A 14038-nucleotide genomic window follows, 5' to 3' on the forward strand; every position below is an offset into this window, starting at 1 on the left:
ACTTGACAATAAAAGGAATACAGCTCTTTGATTCTGCTCATAGATGTATTTTATAATGCTGATTTTAAGCAAATATATCAAAGGCCGTCTGAACTTTTCAGACGGCCTAAAAAGAGAAATACATGAAATCGGAAAACCAAGATTCCTTATTTTTATCGCGCCGCCGCCTGTTGCAAGTCGGCGGAGCCATGCTTTTGACGCCTGCGGCCGCTTGGGCGGGGGCGCAACGTGAAGAAACGCTGGCCGATGATGTGGCGTCCGTGATGCGCAGTTCGATCAATAGCGCCAGCCCTGCGCGGCTGGTGTTTACCGATGCAAGGGAAGGGGAGCGTTGGTTGGCGGCGATGTCTTCCCGATTGGCACGCTTTATTCCCGATGAAGGCGAGCGCCGCCGCCTGCTGATCAATATCCAATACGAAAGCAGCCGGGCCGGACTCAATACTCAAGTGATTTTGGGCTTGATTGAAGTGGAAAGCGCGTTTCGCCAATATGCCATCAGCGGCGTGGGTGCGCGCGGTTTGATGCAGGTGATGCCGTTTTGGAAAAACTATATCGGCAATCCGTCGCACAACCTTTTCGACATCCGCACCAATCTGCGCTACGGCTGCACCATTCTGCGCCATTACAACAATATCGAAAAAGGCAATATTGTCCGCGCGTTGGCAAGGTTTAACGGCAGCTTGGGTAGCAACAAATATCCGAATGCCGTATTGGGCGCATGGCGGAATAGATGGCAGTGGGGTTGAGCGGCTTGCGATTTGCCTCATGCAATTCCTTTGAATCCTGTATAATCAGAAAATCTGTTAATTCACACTTTCAGACGGCCTTTCGTAAATTTAAGGCCGTCTGAAACATTATCTATGGCAAGAGATAACCGCATTCAAATGTTTCCGCACGAATGGCGTGCCAGTACCACACTCTCCGGCGTTTACGCACTGCGTATGCTGGGGATGTTTTTGGTGCTGCCTGTTTTGGCGATGTATGCCGCTTCGTTGCCCGGTGCGGAAGATAATAAAGCATTGGTCGGTATGGCAATGGGCATTTACGGGCTGACACAGGCCTTGTTGCAGCTGCCATTGGGCATCGCTTCCGACAAGTTCGGCCGTAAAAAAGTGATTTATATCGGCTTGATTGTGTTTGCCGCCGGTAGTTTCCTAGCCGCAGTTGCCGACAGCCTGCAAATGTTGGTCGCCGCGCGTGCCATTCAAGGCGCGGGTGCCGTCAGTGCGGCGGTAACGGCTTTGCTGGCTGACTTAACCCGTAGCGAAGTGCGGACGCGTGCGATGGCGATGATCGGCCTGAGTATCGGCTTGACCTTCTCCGTCAGCCTGGTGCTTGCCCCGATGATTGCTAGCTTTATCGGCGTATCCGGCCTGTTTGCGCTGACCGGTATCCTGACGGTAATCAGTATCGGCGTGGTTGCGTGGATGACGCCGGAGCCGGAAGAGTCAAAACTGCACGAAGACACGCAGGCGCAGCCTTCGCGTATGGGCGAGGTATTGAAAAACCACCAGCTGCTCAATCTTGATTTCGGCATTTTTGCCTTGCATGCGGCGCAAATGGCATTATTTACCGCATTGCCGTTTGCCATGACGCAGCTGGGTTTGGAAAAAATCCATCACTGGCAAGTCTATCTGCCGTCAACCATTACCGGCCTGATTATTATGGTGCCGTTGATTATCGTCGGCGAAACACGAAACAAACTCAAGCAAGTGTTTATCCTCGGTATTGTTTGCATTGCTGCGGCGCAAATCGGCTTGCTGTTTGGCATGCACTCGATATGGTTGATTACCGCCTATTTGATTGTTTATTTTATTGGTTTCAATGTATTGGAAGCCAGCCTGCCGTCTATGGTATCGAAAATCGCCCCGTCCGATTTGAAAGGAACGGCGATGGGCGTGTATAACACATTACAGTCAGTCGGCTTGTTTGTCGGCGGCGCGACCGGCGGCTTATTGTTCCAAAAATATGGGTTTTCAGGCGTTTTTACCTTTTGTAGCGTATTGATGCTGCTGTGGTTGGTATTGGCACTCATCTTACCGGCACCAAAACCCGTCAAAAACCTCAGCTATCCGCTTAACGCCAAATGGCAGCAAAATCCGGATTTGCTCTACCAAAAACTGACCGAAATTGAAGGCGTTGAAAGCATCAGCTTCAGCGCAGACAAACAAACCATTTATATCAAGGCCTTGCAAAAAGGATTCGACCAAGAGGCCGCCGAAAAAATCATCACAGGAGTGTAAAATGTCATTGAATAAAGTTATCCTCATCGGCCGTCTCGGCCGCGACCCGGAAGTCCGCTATATGCCCAACGGCGAGGCCGTCTGTAACTTCAGCGTTGCCACCAGCGAAACGTGGAACGACCGCAACGGCCAACGCGTAGAACGTACCGAATGGCACAACATCACCATGTACCGCAAACTCGCCGAAATCGCCGGCCAATACCTGCGTAAAGGCAGCCAAGTGTACCTGGAAGGCCGTATCCAAAGCCGTAAATACCAAGGCAAAGACGGTATCGAACGTACCGCTTACGACATCATCGCCAATGAGATGAAAATGCTCGGCAGCCGCAACGACAACAGCGGTGGCGCACCATACGATGACGGCTATAACCAAGGCGGTCATTCAAGCCAAAGCAGCTACCAACAAGCGCCACAACAGCAATACCAATCTGCCCCGGCGCAAGAACCCCCAGCCGCCCCAGCCCGTCGTCCTGCCCCGGCACAACCGACCGCTCCGGTTGAAGATATCGACGACGATATTCCGTTCTGAGCATTAAGTTTTTTCTTGTTAATATGTATCTATGAAATTGACATCTCTTTTATTTTCTATGGTATTATTAGAATAGTATGGTTTATTAGAAATTATACATAGGTGATGTTTCAATTTTATCATTAAGGATAAGAAAATGAATTTAGATCTTTCTTTTGAAGTAGTAAACCAGCAATCAACAACGATGGCAAAATATTCCGACGGCTGTTCTGGACAGCGTAGTGATTGTTGTACGAGAGTATGTACGAGAATCAATAATGAAGCATCATCAACAGATGCTTGGGATATGTACCTTGAAGTTAATGCAGGTGTATTGCAATACTAAACAACTTTATGTGCCCTGTTTTAAACAGGGCTTTTTGCTAAAATTATTATGCTAAATAAAAAATTTAAATTACAAGATACTCTAGATGTTTATATTTCGGAATTGGAAAATGATAAAGTTATAGTTACTTTTAGTAGAATGACTACGCGAGAACGTTTAGAAATAACAACTCATCGTGATGTGGCTATGTTTTTAGCTTGCTTGAATGGAAAACAAACGACATTAGAAATTCTAAATACTTTAGGGCATTTTGATATTGGACAAGCAGTTAAACTATTAGATTTTTTACGATCTAAGCACCTTATTTGTGAAATAGATAATAATGCAATTGAAAATTCTCGTTATTCCCGCCAAATTGCTTATTTTGATGATATGGTATTGAATCAGAGCGGGAATGAATCACAGCAAAAATTGCAGAATAAGCATATTGTGATCATCGGTTGTGGGGCCGTTACTGGTGCTATGGCAGAAATTTTAGCTCGAGCAGGAGTAGAAAAATTTACGCTTATTGATGATAGAAAAGTTCGTCAATCAGATCTCCTTCGTCATTTATTTTGTCGTTTGAATCAGATTGGTAATTATAAAACAGATATATTAGCTGATTATTTAAAACGTATAAATTACAAAATTCAAACAAAAATTTTTCATGAAAAGTTATTGCCACAAACTGATTTGAATAATTGGATCACAGATGATGTTGATTTAGTGATTAATGGTTGTGATGAACCCTATATTGGACATACTTCTTTAAAAATTGGACGTTTTTTACAAAAGAAAAATATTCCAATGTATGTAATGGGGGGATTTGATGCACATCTAATGAGTTCGGGAGAACTGGTTTTTTCACCATATACCCCTTGTATTGATTGTTGTCAGCAAACCTTCCAAAAAGCGTTAACCAATTGGAAACCTACTTATACTAAAGTAGAAAAACCTGAGATATTAATAAAAGAAATAAATAATATTTCAATAAGTCAAGAACAGCTTTGGGATATTGGTGGAGCAGGTGGATTGTCAGCTATGTCACTTTTTTCTGCTAATTTGAGTTGTCTGAGAATTATTCAGTTCTTGGTTGGCGATGATAATTTTGATTATAAAACAGAGCGATATGAGTATTTAATTGATAAGGGTGAAATGACGGTATTTGAAATGGTTAAGCAAACTAATTTTTGTGGATTGTGTAATGGATAATTTACGTTTACGTCGTTCAATAGGTATTGTTACTATGGAACAATACATTGATTTTTTTAAATCAAATACGCGAGAAAGTATCATATTGAAAATGAATAACCCTCAAATTGTAACATTGTTACAATGTTTTGATGGTAATACAAGCATACAACAGGTTTGTGAAAAGTATCAAATTAGCAATATAGCTCAATTAGAAAAATTATTAGAATATTTATATAAAGAACATATTTTAATTCATCAAGATGTACCATATCCATTAGATTTTGTTACAAATAAAATTCGTTTGTTAAATTTGCTGGAGGACTATTGTCATTCAACAAGTGAAGTAATGGCTAAAGTAAAAGATTTGGCTAATAAAACTGTACTGATCATTGGTTTAGGTGCAGTAGGAAGCTTTATTGCAATGCAATTAGTACAATTTGGTGTTTCTAACTTGATTTTTGTAGATAAAGATTGTGTTGATGAGAGTAATTTACACCGACAGTATTATTTTGAAGAACAAATAGGTAAGCTAAAATCTAAAGTTTTACAGCAAGAAATTTTAGCTATAAATCCTGATTGTCATATTGAGATTATTGACGATTTTCTAACTGAAGACTTTTTTAAAAAATATGAAATGCCTGCACATTTAGATCTAATTATTAATTGTGCAGATGAACCAAATGTAGATAAAACCAGCCGTATTGTGGCGGAGTATGCGATGGAGAAGCGTATTCCTCATATTATTGGAGGTGGTTATAATTTACATTTAACATTAATTGGTCAAACAATTATTCCATTTCAAACAGCTTGTTTCGAATGCTTTAATCTATTTTTGAAAGAGTTAAATGATACTAGTTTACGGAATGTGAAAAAACTACACAGAGAAAATAGAAAATTAGGTTCATTTGCACCATTATCAGGTATAGCATCGAATTTAGCTGTATTAGATGCATTTAAGTTGTTAATTGGTAGATTAGATAAACTACAACAAGCTAATAAGAGAATAGAATTTAACTCAGCTTCGCATAAATTTTCTGTTATGCAAGTAAACCGTTCAAAAAAGTGTAAATGGTGTGGTAATGAATAATAATATTGAACTTTATCAGGTACGAACTCATAATCTGAAAAACATTTCTGTATCGATTCCTAAAAAGAAAATTACAGTAATTTATGGGCGTTCTGGAGCAGGGAAAAGTTCATTAGCTTTTTCTACACTACATAAACTTTGTGCTGATGAATTTGAAGCAATGGAAAATGGTTTTAGTGATAACGAAGATTATCAGCTTGATGGATATAGTGGCATTATTCCCAGTATTGCGATTAATCAAACCAATAAAAATAATAATCCACGTTCTACACTTTATTCATTTTTAAATATGGCACAGATCATTTCTGCAGTTAAGAAAGATAATCTATTTCCATATACGTTACTTAAACTCAATAAACCACAAAATGAATGCAAACATTGTAACGGTTTAGGTGAAACAGCTGAAGTTATAGATACTAATTTAATTGATGAGCAGAAAACACTTGAAGAAAATCCATTTAAAATATGGCAAAAAGGATATCTATCAGAGTTATATTACAAATTAATGATTGCCTATTGCGAAGCTGAATTTATCTCAATAAATAAACCATATTATCTGCTTTCAGAGGATGAAAAAAATAAGTTACTTTATGCTACAAGTAAAGAAAAATTAGTTGTGCGTTTTAAGCATAATGGTAAATATAAGCAAAGAAAGATATATTATCAAGGTGTAATGCTCTGTGCGGAATCTAAATTGAGTTCAAATACGATGGTTGATTGTGTAGAGATGAGGGTTTGTCCTTATTGCTTAGGAAGCAGGGTAGATCGAACAGTTTATAAGGATCAAAAAGTAGCAAATATTGATTTTATCGATTTTTTACGCTTACCTATTAGTGAGTTAGAAAATAAGTTGAAACATCAAGCCGAGTTCTCTCATTTGCACCGCGTATTAGATAGTATTTGTGAAATGGGATTAGGTTATTTGAATCTATCTCGTGCTATTCCATCTTTATCTGGTGGTGAATTGCAAAAATTAAAATTTAGCCGTATTTTAAATTCAGAGATTTCAGGGGTACTAATTGTGATTGATGAAATTTCATCTCAATTAAGTGATGAGTCATACCCAATTATTTGGTGTAAACTGAAACAGCTTACTGAAAAAAATACTGTGGTGTTAGTTGAGCATAATTGTTATTTTATTGAAAAAGCGGATTATCAGATTCATATTGGGAGATTCGCAGGTAGCCAAGGTGGTTATCTTTGTGAAAAAGAGAATATTTGTGCTTCTAATAATTCTATTAAACATAGAAAAACTAGGGATTTTTTCAAATTTACTGGGATAAATAAGCATAATTTACATAATCAAGCAGTAAATATTCCTAAGAAATCTATTACTGTGTTTACGGGTGTATCGGGAAGTGGTAAATCTAGCTTAGCAAAATGGATTGAAATTAATCAAAAAGCAATTTATATTACACAAAAAAATAGCCAGTTCTCTGCACGTTCAGTATTAGCTTCTACCTTGAAGGTTAATAAAATCATCGCTGAATACTTTGCTAAGCAGACTGGTTTACATGAAGATGAATTTCTCTTGCATAAAAATGCAGGTTGTAAAATTTGTCACGGTATTGGGGTTATTAAATATGAAAGAGGATTTGATAAGGATCTATATCTAAACTGCCATCAGTGTAATGGACATTTGTTTAATGAGCAAAATTTAGCAATTTATCAAAAAGTAGATGGATTGTCTATTTTAGATTTTTATCAGACTGAGATCAGCGAACTTTTATCTTTGTTACCCAAATCACTGGGAAGCTTTGTACAAATACTCACAACAGTTAATGAGTTAGGCTTGGGACATTTAACACTTTCTCGCAAAACTCAAACATTATCAGGTGGTGAGATCCGCCGTTTGAAATTGTGTGAACATCTTGCGCGTCAGAAAGAGACAAAGAAAATTTTGATTATTGATGAACCAGCAGCAGGCTTAGATCCAGAAACAGCAGATAAAGTTGCTGCTTTTATTCGGAAACGATCAGATTTATTCTCTAGTGTTATCTTGATCGAACATCGTTCTGAAGTTATTCGTTATGCAGATTATGAGGTAAAAGTAGGGCCTTCTGCAGGAGTTGAAGGAGGAAATATTGTTTCACAAGAATTCTTATAATTAAATAATTTAAAATTAATTTAGATGAGGTTTTAATAAATTTTTCTACAAAAATTATTAATAAAAATAAATATTATTTTTATACAAGCTAGCATCTTTATAAAGAATTAATTTGAAAGTTAAAAAATAATAAATTCTTAATTTATATTAAGATTGTCTTTAAAATTATCTAAATAAAATCCTACATTTGTACCGAGCCGTTAACAGTCAGGCTGATTTCTTCCGAACCCGGAGAAGCCGGTACGCCATCTTCTATTCCTGCAGCCACTTCTGCGGCGGGGATTGCACGCAGCATTTTGGCGTGTGCAAAGTCACCGCCGACTTGGCGGTTGCCGATATGGCCCAGGTTGAGTTTGACGATTTTGTAGCTTGAGAAGCCGAGCGTTTGGGCGAGATTTTGGGCGCGGTCTTTGAAGCGCAGGATGACGGCTTTGCTCAGTTGATCGACGGTTTCTTCGCGTTTTTCTTTGGATACGGAAAATGAGGAGTTTTCCAAAACGGCGATATTGATGCTGTCGGCAATCAGGCGGTTGAGTGCTTCAAAGTCTTTGCTTTCTACTTTGAAGTAGGCGTGTTCTTCCCAGCCGGTTTGGGTACGTTTGCCGTTGGTGTATTGATAGCGTGGGGACGCGTTGCGTTCCATCAGCTCGGCTTTAAATTTGCCGTTTTGGGAGATTTTGTTGAACTGGTTGAATTTCTTCATGAAGGCTTGGTTGACGGTTTGACGGTCTTTGCCTTCTGCGTTGACGCTGAAATATGCGGTCATGGTGTCCCGCGGTACTTCAATATTCGCGGATTCGGAAAATTCTACGATGTTGTAGTTGAGGCTTTCTGCTGCTACGGGCAGGGAGGCAGCTAGCAGTAGGGCAATAAGGGCTGGACGGAGCATTTTGGTTTCCTTATAAGGGGATTTCAAAAAAGTAATTTAGCATGAAAGATGGAAACGTTGGTTTTGGCAAGCGTAAGGATTTGTATGGGCTGAGGCCGTCTGAAAAGAAGTTACTTTGTATCCATCAGGCCGACCTCATGGGGATTGAGGCGGGCGTTTTCTTCTTGGCCTAAGCCGACCAATTTCCGCAAGCGGGTCATGTAGGCGTTGACATCAAGGCCCCGTCTGTAGCGTTGTGCTTCCCAGATGGTTTCTGCTAAGGCTTCCATCATATCGTGTTCGGCTTTGACCCAGTCGCCGTTGTAACGGGCGCAAAGTTGTTGGTGGATGGCACGGATGCCCGGGGGCTGGTCGATGGCGCTTTGCTCTTGTAGTGAAAGGTGTAGCGACATATGCAGGAATGGGTTGCTTTCGCCGTCTTCGGGCAGCCATTCTTTATCTAAATATTGTTCGATGTTTTCGAGATAGTGTCCGTATTCGGGATGGGCTTCGATAATGCGTAAGGCTTTTTGCTGTAGGCCGTCCAATTGGAGCGGTGCGAGCCTGTGTTGCCAGACGTGGGCAAAAAATCGGCGGACATCGTGGGTGTTTACGTCATACATAGCGGGTGTAATTTGATTTTGGGATATGTGATTATATAGCGATTGCGATAAAAAAGGCCGTCTGAAAAGTGTGTTTTCAGACGGCCTTTGTTTTGCAGGGTTTAGCGGCGGTCGATGATTCGGTAATATACTTCGCCGTCTTGGACATAGCCCAATTCGACGCGGGCAATTTCGGCGATGGCCTCTTGTCCGTGTGCCAAGTCTTCAACTTCCGCATTGAGGAAATTGTTGCGTAAAGTGAGTGTTTGGTTTTTTTCCTCCTGACGGACGAGTTGCTCCTGCAATTCTTCCGTATGCCCAACGCTGCCTTTGCCAAACCAAAGGCTGTACTGACAGCACAACAGTGCGAAGGTTAAAACAAAAGTCACCCACTTCATACAATCAATATCCTATATTCTGCTTATTTGCCCAGTTGGTAGAATGCGGCTTTGCCGGGGTAGTAAGCGGCTTCGGCCAATTCTTCTTCAATGCGCAGCAATTGGTTGTATTTCGCCATGCGGTCGGAGCGGGACAGGGAGCCGGTTTTGATTTGCATACAGTTGGTGGCAACTGCCAAGTCGGCAATGGTGCTGTCTTCTGTTTCGCCGGAACGGTGGCTCATTACGCTGGCGTAGCGGTTGCGTTTGGCCAAGTCGACGGCTTGCAGGGTTTCGCTCAATGTACCGATTTGGTTGACTTTAACCAGCAATGCGTTTGCCACGCCTTTTTCGATGCCTTCGGCCAAGATTTTTGGATTGGTTACGAACAAGTCGTCGCCGACCAATTGAACTTTTTTGCCCAATTTTTCGGTCAGCAGTTTCCAGCCTTCCCAGTCGTTTTCGTCCATGCCGTCTTCGATGGAAATGATTGGGAATTCGTTAACCAGGCCTTCCAGGTATTCTGCAAATTCTGCGCTGGTGTAGGAGCGGCCTTCGGCTTCCAGGTGGTATTGGCCGTCTTTGTAGAACTCGCTGGATGCGCAGTCCAGGGCGAACAATACGTCTTCGCCTGCTTTGTAGCCGGCGGCTTCAGTGGCTTCCACCATCAATTGCAGGGCTTCTTTGTGGCTGTTCAGGTTGGGTGCAAAACCGCCTTCGTCGCCAACGGTAGTTGGGAAGCCTTTGCTATCGCACAGTTTTTTCAGCGCGTGGAAAATTTCGGCACCGCAACGCAGGGCTTCGCGGAAAGATTTTGCGCCGACAGGCATAATCATGAATTCTTGGATGTTCAGGCTGTTGTTGGCGTGTTCGCCGCCGTTGATTACGTTCATCATCGGAACCGGCAGAGCCATTGGGCCTGCGCCGCCCAAGTAACGGTACAGCGGCAGGCCTGCATCTTCAGCGGCCGCGCGTGCTACGGCCATGGAAACGGCCAAAGTGGCGTTGGCACCCAAGTTGCCTTTGTTTTCAGTACCGTCCAATTCGATCATGATTTGGTCGATATAAGATTGTTCGCTGGCATCGATGCCGATGAGGGCTTGCGCGATTTGGTTGTTAACGTGGTCAACGGCTTTCAATACGCCTTTGCCCAAGTAACGGGATTTGTCGCCGTCACGCAGTTCCAAAGCTTCTTTTTGACCGGTTGATGCGCCGCTTGGTACGGCTGCACGGCCCATGACGCCGGATTCCAACAATACGTCACACTCTACAGTAGGGTTGCCGCGAGAGTCTAAGATTTCGCGTGCAAAAATATCAACGATTGCGCTCATGAATATCTCCAAATAGGATGGTAAAAGAAAAGTAGCTTTGTTACGCTTCAGACGGCCTTGAGGATGATTGCCGAAATCTGATGAATGCAGACATTATACCGTCTTTGCCGGGCATGGCATCGGCGTCGGAATGAAACCGACTGTAAGTTTGTTTCACGTCAATATCGTTCAAACAAACATAAGCCGTATAGTGTAACATTTTTTACCCTTTTTAGGGTGAAAAGCTGATTAAATCAGGCATAAGCCCGTCTGAAAACCAGATTAGCCTTCGCCCAAAATCATCGAGCCTACGCCGTCATCGGTCAGCACTTCCAAGAGCAGGGCGTTGGGAACGCGGCCGTCTATAATGTGCGTGGCTTTAACGCCGCTTTTGGCGGCTTCGACGGCAGAGGCAATTTTAGGCAACATACCGCCGTACAGCGTGCCGTCTTCAATTAATTCGTCAATACGGCTTGGCGTCAGAGTGGTCAATAATTTGCCTTCTTTATCCAGTACGCCGGGGATGTTGGTCATCATCAGCAGTTTTTCGGCTTGAAGTTTTTCCGCCAGTTTGCCGGCAACCAAGTCGGCATTGATGTTGAACGCTTCGCCGTTTTGGCCTACGCCGATGGGTGCGATGACCGGAATGCAGCCGCGCTCGACCAAGCCTTCTACCAAACGGGTATCGATGTCGGCCACTGTGCCGACTTGACCGATGTCCACGCCTTTTTGTTCGGGCGTGTCGATCAGGAGTTTTTCCGCTTTGATGAAGTGGTTGTCCCGGCCGGTAATGCCGACGGCGCGACCACCGAAGGAGGTAATCATGGAAACGATTTCTTTATTGACGTGTCCGCCCAAAACCATTTCCACAATGTCCATGGTTTCGCTGTCGGTGACGCGCATACCTTGAACAAATTCTCCTTTTTTGCCGACTTTTTCCAACATTTCATTGATTTGCGGGCCGCCGCCGTGAACGATGACGGGATGCAGGCCGATCAGTTTGAGCAGGACGACATCGCGTGCGAAGCCCTCTTTTAAGGCCGACTCGGTCATGGCGTTGCCGCCGTATTTGATGACGATGATGGAGCCGGAAAAACGGCGGATATAAGGTAAAGATTCGGCAAGGACGCGCGCTTTGATCGCAGAGGAGACAGATTGTTGCTGAGTCATGGTTTCAACCTTGTTTCATGATTTCGACCTTTATCTTAATCCCAAAGGCCGTCTGAAACAATATTTCCAAGCGCTTGAAATCCTGTTAAATCAGTTAAATGGTTGAAACCAGCCTCATGCAAACGGTAAAATGACGGTTTGCTTCGGCCTCTTTGCCGATTACTAAGGATACCCATGATGAAAATCAGCACCCAATTCGATGCCGGTTCGGTCGTTGTCAAAGACTTGAGCAACCCTGCCGATATCCGTCTCGCCCTGCGTCCCGACAATGCTTCGGAGTTTGCCCAATGGTTTTACTTCCGTTTGCAGGGTGCGGCCTATCAAAACTGCGTGATGCATTTTGAAAATGCGGCGGACGCTGCGTATCCTTTGGGCTGGGAGGACTATCAGGCTTGCGCTTCTTACGACCGCCAAAATTGGTTCCGCGTGCCGACCAGCTATGAAAACGGTGTGTTGACCATCAACCATACGCCTTTGTCCAACAGCGTTTACTACGCTTATTTCGAGCCTTATTCCAACGAGCAGCATTTGAACCTTTTGGGCGATGCGCAGGGTAGCGGCTTGTGCCGTATCGACGACTTGGGTAGTACCGTTCAAGGCCGCGATATTAATCTGTTGACCATCGGCAACCAAGTCGAAAGCGACATGAAAGTCTGGATTATCGCCCGTCAACATCCGGGCGAAACCATGGCGGAATGGTTTGTCGAAGGTTTGCTGGGCCGCCTGCTTGATCCGCAAGATCCGACCGCGCGCATGCTGCTTGACCGTGCGACTTTCTACATTGTGCCGAATATGAATCCGGACGGTTCGGTATTGGGCAATTTGCGCACCAATGCCGCCGGCGCCAACCTCAACCGCGAATGGGAAAACCCGACTTTGGAGCGAAGCCCCGAAGTTTTTACCGTTCGCGAAAAAATGATGGAAACCGGCGTGGATTTGTTCTTGGATATTCACGGCGATGAAGGTCTGCCGTTTGTCTTTGTGGCCGGTACCGAAGGCGTGCCGAACTACGATGAGCGCATCGAAGCTTTGGAAGACCAATTCAAGCTTGCGTTGCTCAATGCCAGCCCTGATTTCCAAGACGATTACGGCTATGACAAAGATGCGCCGGGTCAGGCAAACATGACTTTGGCGACCAACTGGGTCGGCAATCATTTCAACTGCCTTGCCTATACTTTGGAAATGCCGTTTAAAGACAATGCCAACCTGCCGGACGACGATTTCGGCTGGAACGGCCAACGCTCGCTGCGCTTGGGCGAGGCCATGTTGTCTGCTATTTTGAATGTGGTTGGCGATTTGCGTTAAACCGCCTAACACTGCATACAGGCCGTCTGAAAGTTCAGGCTTTCAGACGGCCTTTGAGATAAGGAACACACATTATGATGATACATCCCCAGTTTGATCCGGTGCTGATCAGCATCGGCCCGCTTGCCATCCGTTGGTATGCCTTGAGCTATATTGTCGGCTTTATCCTGTTTACGATTTTGGGCCGCCGCCGTATCGCACAGGGCAATTCTGTGTTTACCAAAGAAACACTCGACGATTTCCTGACTTGGGGTATCTTGGGCGTCATCTTGGGCGGCCGTATCGGCTACGTTTTGTTTTATAAATTTTCCGACTATCTGGCCAACCCGTTGGATATTTTCAAAGTGTGGGAAGGCGGCATGTCGTTTCACGGCGGCTTCTTGGGCGTGGTCGTTGCCATGTGGCTGTTTGGCCGTAAACACAACATCAGTATCTTGAAGCTGATGGATACCGTTGCGCCGCTCGTACCGCTGGGTTTGGCTTCCGGCCGTATCGGCAACTTTATCAACGGCGAACTTTGGGGACGTGTGACCGAACTCAATGCTTTCTGGGCGATGGGTTTCCCGCAAGCGCGTTACGAAGATGCGGAAGCCGCGGCGCATAATCCTTTGTGGGCAGAATGGCTGCAACAATACGGCATGCTGCCGCGCCATCCGTCTCAACTTTACCAGTTTGCCCTTGAAGGCATTTGCCTGTTTGTCATTGTTTGGATTTTCTCGAAAAAACCACGTCCGGCCGGACAAACGGCAGCATTGTTCTTGGGCGGTTACGGATTGTTCCGCTTTATTGCAGAATTTGCCCGTCAGCCTGACGACTATCTCGGCCTATTGACTTTGGGCTTGTCCATGGGGCAATGGTTGAGCGTGCCGATGATTGTATTGGGTGTGATTGGTTTCGTTTGGTTTGGCCGTAAAAACCGTGTTGCCAAAGCATAAATAAAAC

Annotated in this window: 14 protein-coding genes; 9 read left to right on the top strand and 5 right to left on the bottom strand. The window is 44.1% G+C overall.

Translation table 11 applies throughout. From position 1 onward, the window contains the following. The first annotated feature begins 122 nt into the window (after positions 1-122). The 7 genes from HMPREF2596_RS03680 to HMPREF2596_RS03705 all read left to right on the top strand — a co-directional run bounded on the left by HMPREF2596_RS03680 (position 123) and on the right by HMPREF2596_RS03705 (position 7464). The gene (locus HMPREF2596_RS03680) at positions 123-746 is read left to right on the top strand and encodes a lytic transglycosylase domain-containing protein (RefSeq protein ID WP_003746174.1); all 624 of its coding nucleotides are present in this window, start codon (positions 123-125) and stop codon (positions 744-746) included. Between the two features lie 114 nt (positions 747-860). Then, positions 861-2243, top strand: a complete 1383-nt coding sequence (locus HMPREF2596_RS03685; protein WP_070849697.1) for an MFS transporter — start codon at positions 861-863, stop codon at positions 2241-2243. 1 nt (position 2244) lies between these two features. Further along, positions 2245-2772: a single-stranded DNA-binding protein gene (gene ssb, locus HMPREF2596_RS03690; protein ID WP_049323447.1), complete on the top strand. Its 528-nt coding sequence runs from the start codon at positions 2245-2247 to the stop codon at positions 2770-2772. Between the two features lie 136 nt (positions 2773-2908). Continuing rightward, positions 2909-3097 (top strand): hypothetical protein, encoded by a 189-nt coding sequence (locus HMPREF2596_RS10945; RefSeq protein ID WP_080614082.1) that lies wholly within the window; start codon positions 2909-2911, stop codon positions 3095-3097. A 48-nt stretch (positions 3098-3145) separates the two neighbouring features. Next, the gene (locus tag HMPREF2596_RS03695; RefSeq protein ID WP_070849699.1) at positions 3146-4288 is read left to right on the top strand and encodes a HesA/MoeB/ThiF family protein; all 1143 of its coding nucleotides are present in this window, start codon (positions 3146-3148) and stop codon (positions 4286-4288) included. Beyond that, entirely contained in the window at positions 4281-5357 is a 1077-nt protein-coding gene (locus tag HMPREF2596_RS03700) for a HesA/MoeB/ThiF family protein (protein ID WP_070849701.1), read from the top strand. Before HMPREF2596_RS03695 ends, HMPREF2596_RS03700 begins: the two co-directional genes overlap by 8 nt. Beyond that, positions 5350-7464: an ATP-binding cassette domain-containing protein gene (locus HMPREF2596_RS03705; protein ID WP_070849703.1), complete on the top strand. Its 2115-nt coding sequence runs from the start codon at positions 5350-5352 to the stop codon at positions 7462-7464. Before HMPREF2596_RS03700 ends, HMPREF2596_RS03705 begins: the two co-directional genes overlap by 8 nt. Positions 7465-7645: 181 nt before the next feature. On the opposite strand, the gene HMPREF2596_RS03710 is transcribed toward HMPREF2596_RS03705, so the two are convergent. The 5 genes from HMPREF2596_RS03710 to argB form a co-directional block, all read right to left on the bottom strand. Next, positions 7646-8353: an SIMPL domain-containing protein gene (locus tag HMPREF2596_RS03710; RefSeq protein WP_070849704.1), complete on the bottom strand. Its 708-nt coding sequence runs from the start codon at positions 8351-8353 to the stop codon at positions 7646-7648. A gap of 110 nt (positions 8354-8463) precedes the next feature. Beyond that, complete coding sequence (locus HMPREF2596_RS03715; RefSeq protein ID WP_070849706.1) at positions 8464-8955, bottom strand: DUF1841 family protein; 492 nt, start codon at positions 8953-8955, stop codon at positions 8464-8466. 101 nt (positions 8956-9056) lie between these two features. Further along, on the bottom strand, positions 9057-9332 hold the full coding sequence (gene ftsB, locus HMPREF2596_RS03720; RefSeq protein ID WP_003679613.1) for a cell division protein FtsB: 276 nt from the start codon (positions 9330-9332) through the stop codon (positions 9057-9059). A 23-nt stretch (positions 9333-9355) separates the two neighbouring features. Further along, the gene (gene eno, locus HMPREF2596_RS03725; RefSeq protein ID WP_003746198.1) at positions 9356-10642 is read right to left on the bottom strand and encodes a phosphopyruvate hydratase; all 1287 of its coding nucleotides are present in this window, start codon (positions 10640-10642) and stop codon (positions 9356-9358) included. A 261-nt stretch (positions 10643-10903) separates the two neighbouring features. Then, entirely contained in the window at positions 10904-11791 is an 888-nt protein-coding gene (gene argB, locus HMPREF2596_RS03730; RefSeq protein WP_049323441.1) for an acetylglutamate kinase, read from the bottom strand. Between the two features lie 174 nt (positions 11792-11965). Between argB and HMPREF2596_RS03735 the strand changes: the two genes are divergently transcribed. Beyond that, entirely contained in the window at positions 11966-13096 is a 1131-nt protein-coding gene (locus HMPREF2596_RS03735) for a M14 family metallopeptidase (protein ID WP_070849708.1), read from the top strand. A gap of 74 nt (positions 13097-13170) precedes the next feature. Then, a complete protein-coding gene (lgt, locus tag HMPREF2596_RS03740) occupies positions 13171-14031 on the top strand; it encodes a prolipoprotein diacylglyceryl transferase (RefSeq protein ID WP_070849710.1) in 861 nt (286 codons plus the stop codon). Positions 14032-14038: the final 7 nt, after the last annotated feature.

Source organism: Neisseria sp. HMSC078C12 (assembly GCF_001838065.1).
Taxonomy (GTDB): domain Bacteria; phylum Pseudomonadota; class Gammaproteobacteria; order Burkholderiales; family Neisseriaceae; genus Neisseria.

Excerpts from the sequence above, each read along its gene's own strand:
- HMPREF2596_RS03685 (WP_070849697.1), top strand. The coding sequence starts at position 861 with ATGGCAAGAGATAACCGCATTCAAATGTTTCCGCACGAATGGCGTGCC.
- HMPREF2596_RS03715 (WP_070849706.1), bottom strand. The coding sequence starts at position 8,955 with ATGTATGACGTAAACACCCACGATGTCCGCCGATTTTTTGCCCACGTC.
- argB (WP_049323441.1), bottom strand. The coding sequence starts at position 11,791 with ATGACTCAGCAACAATCTGTCTCCTCTGCGATCAAAGCGCGCGTCCTT.
- HMPREF2596_RS10945 (WP_080614082.1), top strand. The coding sequence starts at position 2,909 with ATGAATTTAGATCTTTCTTTTGAAGTAGTAAACCAGCAATCAACAACG.
- HMPREF2596_RS03735 (WP_070849708.1), top strand. The coding sequence starts at position 11,966 with ATGATGAAAATCAGCACCCAATTCGATGCCGGTTCGGTCGTTGTCAAA.
- HMPREF2596_RS03705 (WP_070849703.1), top strand. The coding sequence starts at position 5,350 with ATGAATAATAATATTGAACTTTATCAGGTACGAACTCATAATCTGAAA.
- HMPREF2596_RS03680 (WP_003746174.1), top strand. The coding sequence starts at position 123 with ATGAAATCGGAAAACCAAGATTCCTTATTTTTATCGCGCCGCCGCCTG.
- HMPREF2596_RS03710 (WP_070849704.1), bottom strand. The coding sequence starts at position 8,353 with ATGCTCCGTCCAGCCCTTATTGCCCTACTGCTAGCTGCCTCCCTGCCC.
- HMPREF2596_RS03695 (WP_070849699.1), top strand. The coding sequence starts at position 3,146 with ATGCTAAATAAAAAATTTAAATTACAAGATACTCTAGATGTTTATATT.
- eno (WP_003746198.1), bottom strand. The coding sequence starts at position 10,642 with ATGAGCGCAATCGTTGATATTTTTGCACGCGAAATCTTAGACTCTCGC.
- HMPREF2596_RS03700 (WP_070849701.1), top strand. The coding sequence starts at position 4,281 with ATGGATAATTTACGTTTACGTCGTTCAATAGGTATTGTTACTATGGAA.
- lgt (WP_070849710.1), top strand. The coding sequence starts at position 13,171 with ATGATGATACATCCCCAGTTTGATCCGGTGCTGATCAGCATCGGCCCG.
- ssb (WP_049323447.1), top strand. The coding sequence starts at position 2,245 with ATGTCATTGAATAAAGTTATCCTCATCGGCCGTCTCGGCCGCGACCCG.
- ftsB (WP_003679613.1), bottom strand. The coding sequence starts at position 9,332 with ATGAAGTGGGTGACTTTTGTTTTAACCTTCGCACTGTTGTGCTGTCAG.